This is a genomic window from Mesorhizobium sp. M1182 (assembly GCF_040318335.1).
GTDB lineage: Bacteria > Pseudomonadota > Alphaproteobacteria > Rhizobiales > Rhizobiaceae > Mesorhizobium.
Genome location: NZ_JAMYMD010000004.1, coordinates 56814 through 76174, shown reverse-complemented (window position 1 = coordinate 76174; position 19361 = coordinate 56814). Strand labels below are relative to the sequence as shown.

Sequence of the window (19361 nt, the reverse complement as noted above, 5' to 3'; positions counted from 1 at the left end):
AGGTCTTCGCGCAAAACGGGTATCGAATTGCAGCGGCCTGGCGCAGCTCTCAAAGGGCGCGGGCCGCCTCCAGCACTTCTTCGGCGTGCCCCCTGACGCGGACGTTGCGCCAGATCCTGGCGATGCGTCCGTCCCGGCCGATCAGGAACGTCGCCCGCTCGACGCCCATATAGGTGCGACCGTAGAGCTTCTTTTCCACCCACAAACGGTAAGCCTCGATCACTTTGCGCTCTTCGTCGGCGACAAGGTCGACGCTCAGATCGTATTTCGCCTTGAATTTGTCGTGTTTCTTGACGTTGTCCGGCGAGAGCCCGATGACGACGGCGCCGGCCTTTTCGAACTCCGGCTTCAAGTGCGAAAAGCCGATCGCCTCGTTGGTGCAGCTTGTGGTGTCGTCCTGTGGGTAGAAATAGAGTACGATGGGTTTTCCCAGCAATGCGGCGAGGCTGAGTGAACCGCCGCCGTCGCGCGGAAGATCGAACTGCGGCGGAACATCGCCCACGTCGAGGTCAGCCATACCGATGCCCTTGTTTGAGGTTACGCGCCAGGCTGCATCGATATAATGTCGAGCGGGGATTCGTCCACGATCGAATTCGTTTCAACGGAAGATTGCGTGGATCAGGAGCTACCGCAGCACGAGAAGATCAGGTTCAGGCGTGACGAGATCACCGACCTGGGAACCTTTCCGTCCGCGTGCCGCGTCCCGCCGCTCGGCCAAGCGTCGATCGGTCGCGGCGTCCGTTTGATGGCGCGGCTGTTTGCCGGTCTTGTCGCCCTTGTGCTGCTGGCTGGCGCCGGCGTCTACGCGATCGGCGTGTCCGGCTTCGGCTCGGAGCGGCTTCGCGCGGAAGCCGAAACGGCAATCGAGAGATTGGCCGGCTTCGATGTCGACGTTGCCGTCGGGCCAGCCCGGCTGACGCTTGACGGGTCGAGCTTCATTGCGCTGCAGGTCAGCGACGTCAGCCTCAAGACCGCCGACGGCAAACCGATGGCCGATGCCGGCCGGGTCCGCTTCGGCATCCGGCTGATCCCGCTGCTTTCGGGCGAGGTACGGCTGACCAGCGCCCGGATTTCCGACGCGCACATCGTCATGGCCGCGATGCCGTCCGGCGGCGACTGGACGGCCGGGCTGCGCAACCAGGATGGCCTCATCGATCCGGAAAAACTTTCCGCCGCCGTCTTCGCCAACGTCAACCGCGCGCTCGATGCGGTGCGCGAGGATTCGATGCGCCAGATCGATCTGCGCAACGTCGAGCTGGAACTGCCCGAGACCGGATCGGTCAAGTCGGTCACCATCGCCGACGCCTCCGTGTCGCAGACGGGACCGGGAAGCATGGAGTTTTCATCCGATGCGGATGTCGACGGCAGGGCGCTTACCATCGCCGCTTCCGCCACCCGCGATCCGGCGACGCGACGCATCACCACGCTGGACGCCAGCATCCAGGCGGCGGATGCCGAAGCTGCGGCAGCAGGCGGCAAATTGGGCGCGATCGCCTTGAAGCTGGCGGGGTCGGAAGGGACCGGCGACAACAGTTCGCGGCTGACCGCCGCCCTGTCACTGACCGGGTCGGTGCTCGATCTCGGTTCGCGCGGCCTGCTTCCGGCCGACATCGATCTCGATGCGACGCTCGTCGCCGGGTCGAACAAGATCCAGGTCGAAAGCTTGCTGGTGAAAACCGGCCGCTCGACCTTCGATTTCGCCGGTTCGATCGGCCCGAAGCCCGCTACCGGCGCAGCGGGCGAGGAGCCATCCTATCGTTACGACCTGACCAGCGACGGTTCGACCCTGGCGCCTTCGGATTCGCCGGAGCCGGCGCTCAGCTTCATTGCCCGTATTGCCGGCGTCTACCAGCCGACGAGCCAAAAGCTGGTCGCCGAGCAGATCGGCGTCCGGTCCGGACCGGGCAGCGAAGTGCTGGGCACGGCTTCGGTTTCATTCGTCGCCAACCAGGCGCCGGGCATATCGGTGGCGCTCAATGTCCACGACATGCCGGTCTCGCACGTCAAGCAATTATGGCCATGGTTTTCGGCGCGCAATGCCAGGCTGTGGGTGCTTAAGAACCTGTTCGGCGGCCGCGTCGTCGATGGCAGCCTGCAGTTCCAGGTCGTGCCCGGACGGCTCGGCAACGGCGTGCCGCTTTCCGCCGATGAAGTGTTCGGCCGATTCCAGGTCGAAGGATCGCGCTTCGACACGGCCGGCCGCATTCCGCCGATCCGCGATGCCGTTGGCGTCGTCGGCTTCCACGGCAATGACGTCGACGTCGCGCTGTCGTCGGGCAGCGTCTATATGCCGAGCGGCCGCACGGTGGCGGCGAGCAACGGCACGCTCACCGTCAAGGCGGCGAACCATCCGCCGGTGATCGGCGCGCTCGACATCGATGTCGCCGGCGAGGCGCCGGCAATCGCCGAGCTGGCATCCTTTGACCCGATCAACGCCATGCGCCATGTCGGCCTGCTGCCGGACGACCTGTCCGGCACGGTGACCGGCCACGTCAAGGCCGATATTCCGCTGCAGTCCGGTGTCGACTCTTCCAAACTCGATTGGCTGGTGGCGCTCGACTACAAGGACCTGTCGCTGGGCAAGCCGTTCGAGGGCCAGACAGTCAGCCATGCCGACGGCTCGATCACGGTCGCGCCCGACCGGGCGGTGATCTCGGCCAAGGCGCTGCTCAACGGCATTCCGGCCGAGCTCGACCTGATCGAGCCGCTCAGGGATGGCGGCCCGCCGCGCAGTCGTAAAGTGGCGCTGGTGCTCGACGACAAGACGCGCGCCACCGCCATGCCTGGCCTGTCGACGCTGCTTTCCGGAACGATCAAGGTGGCGATCGACAAGAGTGGCACCGGCAACCAGAACGTGTCGGCCGACCTGACCAATGCCAAGCTGGACATCCCCTGGGCCGGCTGGAGCAAGGGGCCTGGCATTCCCGCCAAGGTCGTCTTCGCCATGGCGAAGACCGGCGACACCACGACGCTCTCCAATTTCGAACTCGATGGCAAGACCTTTTCCATCGACGGCAGCGCGGTGCTGGTCAACGGCGCCTTGTCCTCGGCCCGGTTCAGCAAGGTCACGTTGAACAGGGGCGACGACGTCGCCGTCTCGGTGAAGCGGTCGGGCAAAGCCTATGCGGTCGAGGTCAGCGGCAGCGCGCTGGACGCACGCTCGCTGATCAAGCAATTCACGTCCGATGTCGATACCGCCACCAAGACCACCGGCGTCGATGCGATCTCGGTCAGCGCCGACGTCAGCTCCCTGACCGGCTTCCACGACGAGGTGCTGTCGAATCTGAAACTCGACTACAGCGCCGCAGGGTCCCGGGTGAACGGGCTCAAGGTGAGCGCCACGGCAAGTTCGGGAGCCGCCATCACCATCAGCAACACGACCGGCGGCGGCCTGCGCACGCTCAACATGAAGTCGGCCGACGCCGGCGCCATACTGCGCTTCCTCAACATCTACGAGCATATGGAAGGCGGCTCGATCACGCTGGCGCTCACCGGGGCCGGCGACGGTCCGATGAAAGGCCAGGTCGACGCCAAGAACTTCTTTGTCGTCAACGAGCCGAAGCTCGCCTCGATCGTGTCGACGACGCCGGCCGGCGACAACCGCAGCCTCAACGAGGCGGTCAAAGGCAATCTCGACACGTCGAGGGTGAAGTTCGAGCGCGGTTTCAGCGAGATCGATAAGGGCAGCGGCTATCTCAAGCTGCGCAACGGCGTACTGCGCGGCTCGCGCATCGGCACCACCTTCCAGGGCACGCTCTACGACCAGAACAACAATATGGACATGACCGGCACGTTCATGCCGGCCTACGGCGTAAACCGCATCTTCGGCGAACTGCCGCTGATCGGCGCACTGCTCGGCAACGGCCGCGACCGCGGCCTGATCGGCGTCACCTACAGGCTCAAGGGCAACGCCAACAAGCCGAACCTGGAGGTCAATCCGCTATCGGTGATAGCGCCCGGGATTTTCAGGTCGATCTTCGAGTATCGCTGAGGTCAAAACCCAATTACCTCGAGCGACCGAGTTTTGATCTTAAGCGGCCGCTCGTCCGCCCCGCGAATTCACGCCCATGATCCAAAGGCGACTGACGTCCGCCCGGGCCTAAATGGCCGCTTTGCGCCTAATGTCGGCCGTTAAAGTTAGTTGTGCCACCGCCTTACAGCGGACATCACCGGCGATCGCGCTTGAGGACGTAGTTGCGCCAGGAGCGGTCATTCGATGTTCTGCCGTTGAACGGCTTCATTCGCCCGTTTAGCGGAAATTGGGCGACAGCATGGTTGCCTCAACAGGGAAGTTCGAAACCCTCTTGGTCCGCGAATCCCGCTGATTGCATGCTGCGGTGCGATATTCTGCAAGATAGTCACCCAACCAAGGCCGATAGCCGCATTGCTCTCGACGAGAGCACTCCTGCCGCAGACCACCTAGCTGGCAGACACTTGGCTGATCCCGGCATCGACCCAGGCGCGCGTCTGCTCAAGCACTTCATCCGACAGCGCGGGATCGTCGATCGCCCGGGCGAGGATTACTGCCCCCACCATCGCTGCCCAGCTTCCGATCGCCGTGCGGCGTCTGTCTGCCGGATCCAACTCCGGGAGCGCCTTGCCGATACGGTCGATCTGCGATCGTAGGCCTTCCGTCATGGCCGAGCGTGCAGCCGGGGTCTGATGGCGGATGGCTGCGGCAAGGCCCGCCGTCGGGCAACCGCCGGCGCAGTTGTCGCGATGCCGGGGCGAAAGATAGGAACCTATATAAGCGCGAAGATCGCCCCCTCCGCCTGAGTCCGCGGCGAGGACGTGGGCAAGGGTCTGCGCGATCAGGTCGTCCTTCGAACTGAAATGGCCATAGAAGCCGCCATGGGTGAGCCCGGCGGCCTTCATCACTTCCGCCACGCTGACCGCGTCGAACCCCTTCTCGCGAAACAGCCGGCTGGCCGCATCCAATATCCGGTGACGGTTCTCCGCCATCTGCTCTCGACTGACCTTCATTTCAAAATTCTCCGTCGGCCCCGTTGACATTTACATGATGCCCATCATATTTAGCCGCAATCATGATGATCGTCATGAATATAGGTTCCATCAGAGAAAAGAGCAATGTCATGACCACCATTCCATCAGTCCTCATCACCGGCGCCTCCACGGGCATCGGAGCTTCCTATGCCGAACGGTTCGCCCGCCGCGGACACGACCTCGTGCTCGTTGCCCGTGACGTGGCACGAATGGAGGCACTGGGAGCCCGGCTCCGTCAGGAAACTGGCGTTGCGATCGACATCATCCAGGCTGATCTTACGCAGCCTGCCGAGCTTGCAACGGTAGAGACGAGGCTGCGCGATGACGTCCGCATCGGGATTCTCGTCAACAATGCCGGAACAGCCATCGGCGGAAGCTTCATCGAGCAGAGTACCAATGACGTCGCCCGGCTGGTTGCGCTCAACACGACCGCGCTTCTGCGACTTGCCAGCGCCATCGCCCCGCGTCTTGCGAAAGCTGGCGAAGGGTCGATCGTCAACATCGGCTCCGTGGTCGGGCTGGCGCCGGAGTTCGGGATGACGGTTTACGGCGCAACCAAAGCCTTCGTGCTGTTTCTGTCGCAGGGGCTCAGCCTCGAGCTCGCGCCGAAGGGTGTCTACGTCCAGGCCGTGCTGCCCGCCACGACGCGTACGGAGATCTGGGGCCACGTCGGCGCCGACATCAACACGCTCTCCAACGTGATGGAGGTGGACGATTTGGTTGATGCGGCGCTGGTCGGCTTCGACGGCCGCGAACCGGTGACCATCCCGCCGCTTCCCGATGCCGGGCAGTGGGATGCGCTTCAGGCCGCGCGCCAGGCCATGCTTCCGAACTATCGGAACGAACATCCCGCCGAGCGGTACCGCAAGGTCGCCTGAGCACCAACGAATCCATTTGATAACGACCTCGTCGCGGCGGGGACAAACAAGGTGACCTATGACCAACAAAGCACTTTTTGAGCCTTATTCTCTCGGCTCGCTGACGCTCTCCAATCGTATCGTCATGGCGCCCCTCACGCGCAATCGCGCTGGCCCGGGCTTCGTTCCGGGCGATCTTGCCGCCGAGTACTACGGCCAGCGGGCCTCTGCCGGCCTGCTGATCTCCGAGGCCACGCAGATCTCGCGGCAGGGACAAGGTTACCAGGACACGCCCGGCATCTATTCTCAGGCTCAGATCGACGGCTGGCGAAAGGTCACGACCGCGGTGCACGCCAAGGACGCGCGGATTTTCCTGCAGCTCTGGCACGTCGGCCGCGTCTCGCACGTCGATCTGCAGGAGAACGGCGCCGCGCCCGTCGCGCCCTCGGCAATCCGGGCCGCGACCAAGACGTTCGTGAACAACGGCTTTGTCGAGGTTTCGGAGCCCCGCGCGCTGGCGCACGACGAGCTTGCGGGGATCGTCAACGATTTCCGGCAAGCAGCCGCGAACGCCATTGAGGCCGGCTTCGATGGCGTCGAGATTCATGGCGCCAACGGCTATCTGCTGGACCAGTTCGCCAAGGACGGTGCCAATGTCCGCACGGATGCTTATGGCGGATCGGTCGAGAACCGCGCCCGGCTGATGCTGGAGGTTGCGACTGCGGTGGTCGAGGAGATCGGCGCAGAGCGCACCGGCATCCGGATTTCGCCCGTCTCGCCCGCCAACGGCGTCTCGAGCAGCGCCCCCCAGGCGCAGTTCGACTATATCGTCGATCAACTCGATGCTTTGGGCATCGTCTATATCCATGTCGTCGAGGGCGCCACTGGCGGATCGCGCGATGTCGCGCCGTTCGACTTCGGATCGCTCCGCCGGCGCTTCAACAATACCTATATCGCCAATAACGGCTATGACCTCGACCTCGCGGCGTCGCGGCTCGCCGAGGGCAAGGCGGACCTCTTCGCCTTCGGGCGCCCGTTCATCGCCAATCCCGACCTTGTGGAACGGCTGAAGACGCGCACGCCGCTGACGGAGTTCAACTCGGCGACGCTCTATGGCGGCGGCTCCGCTGGCTATACCGACTATCCCGCGATCGCCGCCTCAAGCCGCCCATGAGCTATCGGAAGGCGGCGCCTGCGAGGCAGCCATCCCACGTGACAGCAGCGCCTCAGGGCATCTCTCTGGCGTTCCGCTCGAACTGGTGTCCAAACCCAGGGATTCAGGAGGGCCATGGAGGGCTATAGCATAGACGTTAGCTCCTCTGGTCCGCCCAGGACCAGCCAGGCGAGATTCGTAGCACGTCGTACGTTCGCTTTACCGGCGCAAGCGGACCCGTTCACCGTGATTTCGACTGTCGTGAATGGGTCAGATCGCGTCGATGCATGGGGGCGCCTGAACGTCCGCTTCTCACATTCCAAGCCTCCAAGCCTCCACGCCTCCAAGCCGCAAGTCCGCTTCCGTGCCCCGAACAAGACGTTCATCGAAGCGCCGCAGAACGTCCGCTATTTGCGCCACCTGCTCGATCCGATCGATGAGACGAATGGCACCTCGGCCATTCTCGGGAGCTAGCTGATTAGCCTCGGCGGTGATTCCGAACCGAAGGTAAGCGCCGCAAGATGAAACCGGTTTCGGAAAAGATCTAACAGGAAGTACCGGGCCCTGGTCAGACCGGCCGCACCAGAACGTGTTTCTTCTTGCCGAGCGACAGTTTCGCGACGTTTTCCGGGCCAAGGTCCTGCAGCGTCACCATCCTGCGATCGTCGGCCACGAGCTGGTCGTTGAGGCGCACGGCGCCGCCCTGGATATGCCGCCGTGCCTCGCCGTTGGACCCGGCCAGCCCGGCGGTGACGAACAGCGACAATATGCCGACGCCGGCTTCAAGATCGGTCCTGCCCACCTCGACGGTTGGCAGTGTTTCGGCGAGCGCCCCTTCTTCGAACGTCTTACGCGCCGTTTCGCTGGCCTCCTCCGCCGCCTCGCGGCCATGCAGCATGGCGGTGATTTCGGTGGCGAGGATCTTCTTGGCTTCGTTGATCTCCGAGCCGCCGAGCCGTTCGAGGCGTCCGACCTCGGCGAGTGGCAGGGTCGTGTAGAGCTTCAGGAAACGGCCGACATCGGCATCCTCGGTGTTGCGCCAGTATTGCCAGAACTCGTACGGGCTCAGCATCTCCGCATCGAGCCAGACCGCGCCCGAGGCCGACTTGCCCATCTTGGCGCCGGAGGAGGTGGTGAGCAGCGGCGTCGTCAGCGCATAAAGCTGCGCGCCTTCCATGCGATGGCCGAGATCGATGCCGTTGACAATGTTGCCCCACTGGTCGGAGCCGCCCATCTGCAACCGGCAGCCGAGGCGCTTGTAGAGCTCGACGAAGTCGTAGGCCTGCAGGATCATGTAGTTGAATTCGAGGAACGACAGCGACTGCTCGCGATCCAGCCGGAGCTTGACCGAATCGAAGGCCAGCATGCGGTTAACCGAAAAATGCCGGCCGACATCGCGCAGGAAATTGACGTAGTTGATGTCCATCAGCCAGTCGGCATTGTTGATCATGACGGCGTCGTTGGGGCCGCCGCCAAATTTGAGGTAGGGCGTGAAGTTGCGGCGGATGCCGGCGAGATTGTCCTCAATGTCCTGCGGCGTCAAAAGCTTGCGCGCCTCGTCCTTGAACGACGGATCGCCGATCATCGAGGTGCCGCCGCCCATCAGCGCGATCGGCCGGTGGCCGGTCTGCTGCAGCCAGTAAAGCATCATGATCTGGATCAGCGACCCGGCATGCAGGCTCCTGGCGGTAGCATCGAAGCCGATATAGGCGCTCACCGTTTCCATGGCGAAAAGCTGGTCGAGGCCGGCATCGTCCGAGGTCTGGTGGATGAAACCGCGCTCGCTCATCGTGCGCAGGAAATCGGATTTGAAGGCGGACATTTTCTTTCCCGAAAGGCTTCCGGCCGAACGCGGCCCGGCTATGCATGAAGGCGGGCGTTTAGCACTCAAGCGCGATCAGCAAAAGTGGAATCCGGTTTTGCGACACCCTCTTGCCTTCTCCCCTTGTGGGAGAAGGTTGATTGGCGCGCAGCGCCAAGACGGTTGAGGGGTGCTGGACGGAGTGCCGTCCTTGCCAAGCTGGAACACCCCTCATCCGACCGCGCTTCGCGCGGCCACCTTCTCCCACAAAGGGAGAAGGGAGAACCCCAAGCGTGCGGCCTGCTTGCGTCATTGTTTCGGCTGGCGTAATGAGGCGCCGCGCCAGCGGGGCTCTTCCACTGGACCGCGCGGCATCGATCGAATGCCATATCCTGTGACAGAGTCGAGATGCCGGAGATATCCATCGTCATTCCTTGCCGGAACGAGGCGGCGAACCTGCCGCTTCTGCTCGACGAGATCGGCACTGCCATGGCCGGGCGGGACTTCGAGGTCATTGTCGTCGACGACGGCTCGACAGACGATACACCTTCGGTGCTTGCCGCAGAGGCAGCGCTTCGCCGGTTTCCGCTGCGCCATCTCAGGCATGAAAAATCCGCCGGCCAGTCGCTCTCGGTGCGCTCGGGCGCCTGGGCGGCGCGCGGCGATATCGTCGCCACCATTGACGGCGACGGTCAGAACGACCCCGGTTATATCCCAGTGTTGATCGACGCGCTGCGGCAGGCTGGTCCCGAAGTCGGGGCCGCGCAGGGACAGCGTCTGAAGCGCCGCGACAGCAAGATCAAGCAACTGGCGTCGCGTTTCGCCAACGGGCTGAGAAAAGCCATCCTGCACGACGAGACGCGGGATACCGGCTGCGGCCTCAAGGCGATCTACACCGACATTTTGCGGAAATTGCCGTTCTTCGACGGCACCCACCGCTTTGTTCCGGCGCTGGTCATCCAGGAGGGCTACCGCGTCGTCCATTGCGATGTCGTCGACCGCTCCCGCCGTCACGGCAAATCGAATTACGGCATCTTCGATCGCGGCCTGCAGGGCGTGCTCGATCTTGCCGGCGTCTGGTGGCTGCGCCGCAGGCGCCGCAGAATGCCCAAAGTAGAGGAAATCAGGCATGGGTAACGTGCTTCAGGAATTGGCGACCTGGCTTCACGATGTTTTCGTCAAGCAATTCGATGCCTGGGTTCTGCTCGGCTTCGTCGCCCAGTTCTTCTTCACCATGCGCTTTCTGGTGCAGTGGGTGGCGTCGGAAAAGGCCAAGCGCAGCGTCGTGCCGATCGCCTTCTGGTTCTTTTCGCTGTTCGGCGGCGGCCTGCTGCTGATCTACGCCATCCAGCGTCAGGATCCGGTGTTCATCGCCGGCCAGGCCATGGGCCTGTTGATCTACATCCGCAATCTCTGGCTGATCGCCAACGAGCGCAAGGCGGCGATGACCAAGGTCGATTGAGCCCGCGACCGGCCTGAACCGGTCGAGCAAGCAATCCAGATTACTTGCCGTCCAGCCCGCCGTAAGACCTTACCAGCCGGACCATGTCGGCCGAATCGGCAGTCTCGCTCTCGAGCCCCTCGGCGACACCGACGCGGTCGGCGGCCGGGCGGTTCTGGCTGACTTTCCATTTGCCGCTGATTTCGGTGATTTCGATCTCCAGGCCGACGATGCCCTTGATCTGTGACTGGATGAAGGGCGCCGGCGCGTCGGTCACCGCCCACGGCGCCGAGCGGCTGCCCTCCTGCGACATCGTCAGATCGGAAATCTGCTCGGCCAGCCAATCCTGGTCTTCGATCACCGTGACGCTGCCGCGCACCTGGACGATGGCGTAGTTCCAGGTCGGTACCACCTTGCCGGTTTCACGCTTGGTCTCGTACCAGGACGGCGTCACATAGGCATCGGCGCCCTGGAATACGACCAGTACCGGCGCCAGGGGATTGTCGGCCAAAAGCCGCCATTGCGGATTGGCTTTGGCCAAATGGGCGCGCAGCCTGCCGTTCGGTGGCACATCCGCGTCTAGAAGAAAGGGAATCGCGTTGGCGACCGGCCCCTCGACGCCGTTCGACACCAGCAGGCCAAGCGGATGCGCCCGGATCAGCCCGTGCAGGACGTCCGGCCGTGTTTCCTGGAAGTGAGGCGGTTGGTACATCGCCGATTATCTCAGCCGCTTCGGCCGTGGGTCGGACAGTTCCCCGGCCAGCCGGCGATCGAGGTAGTCCGCGCATTCCTCGATCAGAAGCTCAGCATGGTTGGCAAAGAAATGGTTGGCGCCGGGCAGGGTCTTCTGGGTGATGGTAATGCCCTTTTGCGTGTGCAGCTTGTCGACCAGGCCCTGCACGTCCTTGGGCGGCGCGACCTTGTCGGCGTCGCCGTGGATGATCAGGCCGGACGACGGGCATGGCGCCAGGAACGAGAAATCATAGGTATTGGGCTGCGGCGCGACCGAGATGAAGCCCTCGATCTCCGGCCGGCGCATCAGAAGCTGCATGCCGATCCACGAGCCGAACGAATAGCCGGCAACCCAGCAGCTCTTGGAATCCGGATGCAGCGACTGCACCCAGTCGAGCGCCGCGGCGGCGTCGGACAATTCGCCGGTGCCGTGGTCGAACTCGCCCTGGCTGCGGCCGATGCCGCGGAAATTGAAGCGCAGCGTGGTGAAATTGCGCTTCTGGAACATGTAGAAGAGGTCGTAGACGATCTTGTTGTTCATCGTGCCGCCGAACTGGGGGTGCGGGTGCAGGACGATGGCAATCGGCGCGCTCTTTTCCTTCGAGGGCTGATAACGACCCTCCAGGCGGCCGGCCGGACCGGTGAAAATGACCTCAGGCATGAAATACTCCACTTGGCATAAATTGCGCGGCGCCCGGAACAACTCTTCCTCTGGCCCCAGTCTTCCCTAGGCCTTGACGCAGGGCGAGCGTCTTTCTAGAAGCTAGTTTAGAATTGTTCAAAACTGGGCGGCCAAAAATTGTGGCTCGGCCACCCGCGCCGCAAGCCGCGTAAATAGGACGTCTTGCCTTGCAATTTCAAGGAAATAACGCGCTATCTTCGCGGAACGGCTTTTGAAGGGACCAGTTGGACGGAAATGGCCGGAGCACGCGCCTACCTCGACTACAACGCCAGCGCGCCGCTGCTTGCCTCGGCGCGCGCGGCGGTGGTGGCTGCGCTCGACGTCGCCGCCAACCCGTCCTCGGTTCATGCCGAGGGCCGCGCTGCACGGCGGCTGATCGAAGACGCCAGGCGCGACGTGGCGCGACTGGTCAGCGCCAAAGCCGAGCATGTCGTGTTCACCTCCGGCGCTACGGAAGCGGCCTCGACGCTGCTGACCCCGGACTGGCAGATGGGGCGCGGCGCTGTCCGCATGAGCCGGCTTTACGTGTCCGAGGCCGACCATCCCTGCCTGCTGAATGGCGGGCGCTTCCCCACGGGGCAGGTAACGCGAATCGGCGTCGACGTCGACGGCATCGTCAGGTTCGACGCCCTGGCGGCAGCGCTCGGTGCGCATGACAAGGCCGAAGGCTTGCCGCTGGTGGCGATCCACGCCGCCAACAACGAGACCGGCGTGATCCAGCCGATTGGCCGCATTGCCGAAATCGTCAAGGCGGCGGGTGGCATCCTGGTGGTCGATGCGGTGCAGGCGGCCGGCCGCATTCCGCTCGATATGTCAGCGGGTTACGCAGATTATCTGATTCTCTCGTCGCACAAGATCGGCGGACCCAAGGGCGTCGGCGCCATTGTCGCGGCGTCGGACCTGATGATGCCAAAGCCGCTGGTCAGCGGCGGTGGCCAGGAAAAAGGCCATCGCGGCGGCACCGAAAACCTGGCGGCGATTGCCGGGTTTGGCGCGGCGGCGCGAGAGGCGTCTGCCGGCTTGCAAACGATCGAAACGGTGCGGCAGCGTCGCGACGAAATCGACGCGATCGTGAAAACGCTTGTTCCGGACGCCGAAATCTTCGGGACCGGCGCGCCAAGGCTTGCCAATACGACATTCTTCGCTATTGCCGGCATCAAGGCCGAGACGGCGCAGATTGCCTTCGACCTGGCCGGTGTGGCGCTGTCGGCGGGATCGGCCTGTTCGTCGGGCAAGGTCGGCCCGAGCCATGTGCTGAAAGCGATGGGTTACGGTGACGGCCTCGGCGCGTTGCGCGTGTCCATCGGCCACGCGACCAGCGCCGAAGACATTGAGCTGTTCCGTTCGGCGCTGGCGACGATCGTCGCGCGGCAAGCCGGCAAGGAAAAGGCAAGCAGGGAACGAGCCGCCTGAGCGCGGCAGACGAAATGTAGGGCCTTGCGGCCTGGTAGAGCCGTGCGTTCGAATTTGGCCGGGTGAATTTCCGGCATGAACGCACTATATGAAACTTACGCCGCCTCGGGTGCCTGATGGGTGCTCGTTTGCGGTGCCATAGTTTGAAAACTGCCGGGCCTTGACCCCGGCGTGGATGGAGAACGCTGATGCCTGCTGTGCAGGAGACGATCGATCGAGTTCGAAAGATCGATGTCGACCAGTATAAATACGGATTCCAGACCGAAATCGCGATGGACAAGGCCCCCAAGGGCCTGAGCGAGGACATTATCCGCTTCATTTCGGCGAAGAAGGACGAGCCGTCCTGGATGCTGGAATGGCGCCTGGAAGCCTATCGCCGCTGGCTGACGCTGGACGAGCCGAAATGGGCGCGCGTCCACTATCCCAAAATCGATTTCCAGGACCTCCACTATTACGCGGCGCCCAAGAGCACGCCGGGGCCGACTTCGCTCAGCGAGGTCGATCCCGAACTGCTGAAGGTCTATGAGAAGCTCGGCATTCCGCTCAGGGAACAGGAAATCCTCGCCGGCGTGCAGAAGACCGATGCGTCGGAGCTCGAGGAAGCCAGCGACAACGTCTACAAGTCGGGCCGCGTCGCCGTCGATGCGGTGTTCGATTCCGTCTCCGTCGTCACCACTTTCAAGAAGGAGCTGGCGCAGGCCGGCGTCATCTTCTGCTCGATCTCGGAAGCCATCCGCGAGCATCCGGAGCTGGTGAAGAAGTATCTCGGCTCGGTCGTGCCGACCTCCGATAATTTCTACGCAACGCTGAATTCGGCCGTGTTCACCGACGGTTCGTTCGTCTTCGTGCCCAAGGGCGTGCGCTGCCCGATGGAATTGTCGACCTATTTCCGCATGAACGAGAAGAATACCGGCCAGTTCGAGCGCACGCTGATCATCGCCGAGGAGGGGGCTTACGTCTCCTATCTCGAAGGCTGCACGGCGCCGCAGCGCGACGAGAATCAGCTTCATGCCGCGGTGGTCGAGCTGATCGCGCTCGACGATGCCGAGATCAAATATTCGACGGTGCAGAACTGGTATCCCGGCGACGCCGAAGGCAAGGGCGGCATCTACAATTTCGTCACCAAGCGCGGCGACTGCCGCGGCCATCGCTCGAAGATTTCGTGGACGCAGGTCGAGACCGGTTCGGCCATCACCTGGAAATATCCGAGCTGCATCCTGCGCGGCGACGATTCCAGCGGCGAGTTCTATTCGATCGCCGTGTCGAACGGCTACCAGCAGGTCGACAGCGGCACCAAGATGATCCATCTCGGCAAGAACACGTCCAGCCGCATCATCTCCAAGGGCATCGCCGCCGGCTTCTCGCAGAATACCTATCGCGGCCAGGTCTCGGCGCACCGCAAGGCGACCAACGCCCGCAACTTCACTAATTGCGATTCCCTGCTGATCGGCGATCAGTGCGGCGCACACACCGTGCCCTACATGGAAGCCAAGAATTCGACGGCGCAGTTCGAGCATGAGGCTACCACCTCGAAAATTTCCGAGGACCAGAAGTTCTACGTCATGCAGCGCGGCATCCCGGAAGAAGAGGCGATCGCGCTGATCGTCAACGGCTTCGTCAAGGACGTCATCCAGCAGCTGCCGATGGAGTTCGCGGTCGAGGCGCAGAAGCTGATCGGGATCTCGCTCGAGGGCAGCGTGGGCTGATGATGATGAAGAGTAGCCGAAAGGTAATGGCTGTTGGACTCGTGTGCTGGGTGGCTACCGCCATATTGGCCGTGTACTTTGTCTGGCAAAAGCCAGACGCTCTGACTGTCGATGATGTAGGGCCGATTCATCAGTTCTCGATTAGGACGAATTGAAGGGTCGAACGGCCAATGGCCAGATCGACTGCCTTGCGATGTAGTAGAAAGAAGAAAAATGCTTGAAATCAGAAACCTCCATGCCCGTATCGTCGACGACGGCACCGAGATCATCCGCGGCCTGAACCTGACGGTCAGGGCCGGCGAGGTCGCCGCGATCATGGGGCCGAACGGCTCGGGGAAATCGACGCTGTCCTATATCCTCGCCGGGCGCGAGGATTATGAGGTCACCGAGGGCGACATCCTCTACAACGGCCAGTCGATCCTCGAAATGGACCCAGCCGAGCGCGCAACCGCCGGCATCTTTCTCGCTTTCCAGTATCCGATGGAGATACCGGGGGTGGCGACGATGGAATTCCTGAAAGTGGCGATGAACGAGCAGCGCAAGGCGCGCGGCGAGGAGCCGCTGAAAATCCCGGAATTCCTCAAGCGCGTGAAGGAAGCGGCCGCCTCGCTCAACATGGACATGGCGATGCTGAAGCGGCCGCTCAATGTCGGCTTTTCCGGCGGCGAGAAGAAGCGTGCCGAGATCCTGCAGATGAAGCTGCTCGAGCCAAAGCTCTGCGTGCTCGACGAGACCGATTCCGGCCTCGACATCGACGCGTTGAAGATCGTCGCGGACGGCGTCAACACGCTGCGCTCGCCGGACCGGGCCATTGTCGTCATCACCCATTACCAGCGCCTGCTCCAATACATCGTGCCGGATACGGTGCACGTGCTCTACAGGGGTCAGGTGATCAAGTCGGGCGACAAGTCGCTGGCGCTCGACCTCGAGGCCAATGGCTATGCCGGCGTGATCGGGCAAGCCGCGTGAGATGCCGGAAGGCAGGACGAAACTGATGAATATGCACACGACACCCCAGCGAACATTAGCTGAAACGGCGCTGATCGACGCCTTTGGCGAGCGGCTGTCGCTGCTGCCCGGCGACGGCGCGGTGATGCTAAAGCGCGACGACGCCATCGAGGCGATCAAGAGCGGCCTGCCGACGCGGCGCATCGAATCCTGGCACTATACGGACCTGCGCCGGCTACTGACCTCGGTGCCGGACTTCGATCCGGCAGCGGTCGCGAAAGCCATTGCGCCGATCGTCGAAGGCTCCAGCGTTTTGCCGGTGCTGAACGGCGTGTCGACTACGAAACTGCCCGGTATCGAAGGCGTTGCCGTACAGCGCCTGTCGGAGAAGCTGACCGACGGCAGCATCGCTCCGGGGTTGGATTCCTATGGCAGCGACGATGCCATCGGCGCGCTCAACACCGCCTTTGTCGCCGACGGCTATTTCGTCGATATCGCCGACGGTGCCCAACTGGACAAGCCGCTCGAATTGCAGAATTTGCAGGCCGGTGGACAGACGCATGTACGGCTGGCCGTCCGTGTCGGTGCCGGCGCCAAGGCTGTCGTCGTCGAACGCCAGGCAGGCGAGGGGGCGGCGCTGGTCAGTTCGGTCAGCCAGCTTGTGCTTGGCGAGGGCGCCGAAGTGACATGGCTCATCGTGCAGGAGCAGCCGGATACGGCGACGCACCTTGCCCAGTTCAAGGCGCATCTCGGCAAGAATTCGAAGCTGACGCTGTTCGTCATGAATGCCGGCGGCAGACTGGTGCGCCAGGAGGTCGTTGTGAAGACGACCGGCGAGGGCGCCGACTTCACCCTGCGCGGCATCAATCTGCTCGCCGGCGATACCCATACCGATGTCACCATGGTGCTCGACCACGCCGTACCGCACACAGCCTCGACCGAAGTCATCCGCAATGTGGTGACCGGCAAGGCGCGCGGCGTCTTCCAGGGCCGCATCAACGTCCACCAATATGCGCAGAAAACCAACGCCAAGATGGCCTGCAACACACTGCTTCTGTCGGACGACGGCGAGTTCTCGACCAAGCCGGAACTCGAAATCTTCGCCGACGACGTCGTCTGCGGCCATGGCGCGACCGTCACCGAGATCGACCACAACCATCTGTTCTACCTGATGGCGCGCGGCATCGACGAGAAGACCGCGCGCGGCCTGCTGGTCAAGGCCTTCGTCGCCGAAGTGATCGAGGAACTGGACGACGAGGCCATCGTCGAGGCGCTCGAAGCACGGCTCGACGATTGGTTTTTGACGCACGGGTAGAGGTGACTGAGGGGTGCTGGACGGAATGAGGCGGTGCCTCGAGAGAGTTGTGATGGACCAGAAAGTCGAAAACATCCCCTACGACGTCGAGGCGATCCGCCGCGACTTCCCGATCCTGTCGCGGCAAATCTACGGCAAACCGCTGGTCTATCTCGACAATGGCGCCTCGGCGCAGAAGCCACAGGCGGTGCTCGACGCTATTCAGCACGCCTATTCCCAGGAATATGCCAACGTCCATCGCGGCCTGCATTTCCTGTCGAATGCCGCGACCGACGCCTATGAGAACGCGCGCAAGATAGTGCAGAGATTTCTGAATGCGCCGAGCACCGACAACATCGTCTTCACCTCGAACACCACGGCGGCGATCAACACGGTCGCCTATGGTTTCGGCATGCCGAACATCGGCGAAGGCGACGAGATCGTGCTGTCGATCATGGAGCATCATTCCAACATCGTGCCGTGGCATTTCATCCGCGAGCGGCAGGGCGCCAAACTGGTCTGGGTGCCGGTCGATGATCTCGGCGTCTTCCACATCGAGGAATTCGAAAAGCGGCTGACCGATCGGACAAAACTGGTCGCCATAACCCACATGTCGAATGCGCTGGGCACGGTGACGCCGATCAAGGACATTGTGCGCATCGCCCATGCGCGCGGCATTCCGGTGCTGGTCGACGGCAGCCAGAGCGCCGTGCATATGCCGATCGACGTGCAGGATCTCGACTGCGATTTCTTCGTCTTCACCGGCCACAAGGTCTATGGCCCGTCGGGCATCGGCGTGCTCTATGGCAAGAAGGATATTCTGGAGCGCATGCGCCCGTTCATGGGCGGCGGCGAGATGATCGAGGAGGTGACGCAAGACATCGTCACCTACAACGATCCGCCGCACCGTTTCGAGGCCGGCACGCCGCCGATCGTGCAGGCAATCGGGCTTGGTGCCGCGCTCGAATACATGGAAAAGATCGGCCGCGAGCGCATCGCCGCGCACGAGGCCGATTTGAAGGACTATGCGCATCAAAAACTGCGCGCCATCAACTCGCTGCGCATCTTCGGCGATGCGCCCGGCAAGGGCGCCATCATCTCGTTCGAGCTGCAGGGTATCCATGCCCATGACGTGTCGATGGTCATCGACCGGCAGGGAGTGGCGGTCCGCGCCGGCACGCATTGCGCCCAGCCGCTGTTGAAACGCTTCGGCGTAACATCCACATGCAGGGCGTCGTTCGGCATGTATAATACCAGGGCCGAAGTCGATGCTTTGGCCGATGCGCTGGAAAAAGCGCGAAAATTCTTCGGGTGACGATCATGGATGATGCCAGCCACACCGCCGAGACCAATTCGGAAGCGACGACCAATGCGGCGGTTTCCGGATCGACAATCCCCGCCGACGAATTGGCGCGGCTGACCGACGACATCGTCTCGGCGCTGAAGACGGTCTACGACCCGGAAATCCCGGCCGACATCTACGAGCTCGGCCTGGTCTACAAGATCGACATCGAGGACGACCGCTCGGTCAAGATCGACATGACGCTGACCGCGCCCGGCTGCCCGGTGGCCGGCGAAATGCCGGGTTGGGTCGAAAATGCCGTCGGCGCCGTCGAAGGCGTTTCCGGCGTCGAGGTCAACATGACCTTCGATCCCCCCTGGTCGCCCGACCGCATGTCGGAAGAGGCACAGGTGGCGGTGGGCTGGTATTAGCATCCGACCAGACAGAGGCTGGCGCACTTGCGCCGGGTACAAAACTTCACCATTTTAGGTGAGGAATCATTCGGCAGGCCTTGAACCTGCAAAGAATGGAGAAGGAAAGACATGGGACGCTTCGCCGTCATCACGATGACCGAAAAGGCTGCCGACCGGGTGCGCGAGATCGTCGCGACCCGTGAGAATGCGCATGGCATTCGCCTTGGCATCAAGAAGGGCGGCTGCGCCGGCATGGAATATACGGTCGATCTGGTGACCGAGCCGAACACCAAGGACGACCATATCGAGCGCGATGGCGCCCATGTCTATGTCGCGCCGGAGGCGGCACTTTTCCTGTTCGGCACCGAGATGGATTTCGAGCAGACGACACTGCGAACCGGCTTCACCTTCCGCAATCCGAACCAGAGCTCGGCCTGCGGCTGCGGCGAATCGGTCGAATTGAAGCCGGCCGACCTGAAGGCACTGGCCGAGGCGCGCGCTTCGGCCTGAGGTTTTCGTTCTCCCCGTCACTATGCGGGGAGAAGGTGGCCCGAAGGGCCGGATGAGGGGCCGAGCCGGCGTTCGCAATGTTTGCGCCGCCCCACATCTGCCTGCCGGCATCTTCTCCCCGTATA

At 62.9% G+C, this 19361-nt stretch carries 17 protein-coding genes; 12 read left to right on the top strand and 5 right to left on the bottom strand.

Annotated elements, in window-relative coordinates:
• Positions 1 to 49: 49 nt before the first annotated feature.
• Positions 50 to 517: a peroxiredoxin gene (locus NKH33_RS07395; protein WP_352918687.1), complete on the bottom strand. Its 468-nt coding sequence runs from the start codon at positions 515 to 517 to the stop codon at positions 50 to 52.
• 96 nt (positions 518 to 613) lie between these two features.
• On the opposite strand from NKH33_RS07395, the gene NKH33_RS07390 reads away from it, so the two are divergent.
• Positions 614 to 3991, top strand: coding sequence for a hypothetical protein (locus tag NKH33_RS07390; RefSeq protein WP_352918685.1), 3378 nt, complete (start codon positions 614 to 616; stop codon positions 3989 to 3991).
• 428 nt (positions 3992 to 4419) lie between these two features.
• On the opposite strand, the gene NKH33_RS07385 is transcribed toward NKH33_RS07390, so the two are convergent.
• Positions 4420 to 4983, bottom strand: coding sequence for a TetR/AcrR family transcriptional regulator (locus NKH33_RS07385; protein ID WP_352918683.1), 564 nt, complete (start codon positions 4981 to 4983; stop codon positions 4420 to 4422).
• A gap of 110 nt (positions 4984 to 5093) precedes the next feature.
• Here NKH33_RS07385 and NKH33_RS07380 point away from each other — a divergent pair, with 110 nt between their 5' ends.
• On the top strand, positions 5094 to 5882 hold the full coding sequence (locus NKH33_RS07380) for an SDR family NAD(P)-dependent oxidoreductase (protein ID WP_352918900.1): 789 nt from the start codon (positions 5094 to 5096) through the stop codon (positions 5880 to 5882).
• A 58-nt stretch (positions 5883 to 5940) separates the two neighbouring features.
• On the top strand, positions 5941 to 7035 hold the full coding sequence (locus tag NKH33_RS07375) for an alkene reductase (protein WP_352918681.1): 1095 nt from the start codon (positions 5941 to 5943) through the stop codon (positions 7033 to 7035).
• A 547-nt stretch (positions 7036 to 7582) separates the two neighbouring features.
• Here NKH33_RS07375 and tyrS read toward each other — a convergent pair.
• Entirely contained in the window at positions 7583 to 8836 is a 1254-nt protein-coding gene (gene tyrS, locus NKH33_RS07370) for a tyrosine--tRNA ligase (RefSeq protein ID WP_352918679.1), read from the bottom strand.
• Positions 8837 to 9223: 387 nt separating this feature from the next.
• Between tyrS and NKH33_RS07365 the strand changes: the two genes are divergently transcribed.
• Both NKH33_RS07365 and NKH33_RS07360 read left to right on the top strand, forming a co-directional pair.
• A complete protein-coding gene (locus tag NKH33_RS07365; protein WP_352474713.1) occupies positions 9224 to 9952 on the top strand; it encodes a glycosyltransferase family 2 protein in 729 nt (242 codons plus the stop codon).
• Positions 9945 to 10277: a lipid-A-disaccharide synthase N-terminal domain-containing protein gene (locus NKH33_RS07360; protein ID WP_023674681.1), complete on the top strand. Its 333-nt coding sequence runs from the start codon at positions 9945 to 9947 to the stop codon at positions 10275 to 10277. The genes NKH33_RS07365 and NKH33_RS07360 overlap by 8 nt, the downstream gene beginning before the upstream one ends.
• 40 nt (positions 10278 to 10317) lie before the next feature.
• Here the strand turns inward: NKH33_RS07360 and NKH33_RS07355 are convergent, their stop codons facing one another.
• Together NKH33_RS07355 and NKH33_RS07350 are read right to left on the bottom strand one after the other, a co-directional pair.
• Positions 10318 to 10968: an FMN-binding negative transcriptional regulator gene (locus tag NKH33_RS07355; RefSeq protein ID WP_352836343.1), complete on the bottom strand. Its 651-nt coding sequence runs from the start codon at positions 10966 to 10968 to the stop codon at positions 10318 to 10320.
• A 6-nt stretch (positions 10969 to 10974) separates the two neighbouring features.
• Positions 10975 to 11649: an alpha/beta hydrolase gene (locus NKH33_RS07350; RefSeq protein ID WP_023674683.1), complete on the bottom strand. Its 675-nt coding sequence runs from the start codon at positions 11647 to 11649 to the stop codon at positions 10975 to 10977.
• A gap of 255 nt (positions 11650 to 11904) precedes the next feature.
• On the opposite strand from NKH33_RS07350, the gene NKH33_RS07345 reads away from it, so the two are divergent.
• The 7 genes from NKH33_RS07345 (at position 11905) to sufA (ending at position 19236) form a co-directional block, all read left to right on the top strand.
• Positions 11905 to 13083: a cysteine desulfurase family protein gene (locus tag NKH33_RS07345; RefSeq protein ID WP_352918677.1), complete on the top strand. Its 1179-nt coding sequence runs from the start codon at positions 11905 to 11907 to the stop codon at positions 13081 to 13083.
• Between the two features lie 188 nt (positions 13084 to 13271).
• Complete coding sequence (gene sufB / locus NKH33_RS07340; protein ID WP_023674685.1) at positions 13272 to 14789, top strand: Fe-S cluster assembly protein SufB; 1518 nt, start codon at positions 13272 to 13274, stop codon at positions 14787 to 14789.
• Between the two features lie 213 nt (positions 14790 to 15002).
• Complete coding sequence (gene sufC / locus NKH33_RS07335) at positions 15003 to 15758, top strand: Fe-S cluster assembly ATPase SufC (RefSeq protein WP_352474716.1); 756 nt, start codon at positions 15003 to 15005, stop codon at positions 15756 to 15758.
• 25 nt (positions 15759 to 15783) lie between these two features.
• Entirely contained in the window at positions 15784 to 17052 is a 1269-nt protein-coding gene (sufD, locus tag NKH33_RS07330) for a Fe-S cluster assembly protein SufD (RefSeq protein ID WP_352918675.1), read from the top strand.
• Between the two features lie 52 nt (positions 17053 to 17104).
• On the top strand, positions 17105 to 18346 hold the full coding sequence (locus tag NKH33_RS07325; RefSeq protein WP_352918674.1) for a cysteine desulfurase: 1242 nt from the start codon (positions 17105 to 17107) through the stop codon (positions 18344 to 18346).
• A gap of 5 nt (positions 18347 to 18351) precedes the next feature.
• Entirely contained in the window at positions 18352 to 18744 is a 393-nt protein-coding gene (locus NKH33_RS07320; protein WP_352474719.1) for an SUF system Fe-S cluster assembly protein, read from the top strand.
• Between the two features lie 111 nt (positions 18745 to 18855).
• Complete coding sequence (gene sufA / locus NKH33_RS07315) at positions 18856 to 19236, top strand: Fe-S cluster assembly scaffold SufA (RefSeq protein WP_006206001.1); 381 nt, start codon at positions 18856 to 18858, stop codon at positions 19234 to 19236.
• Positions 19237 to 19361: the final 125 nt, after the last annotated feature.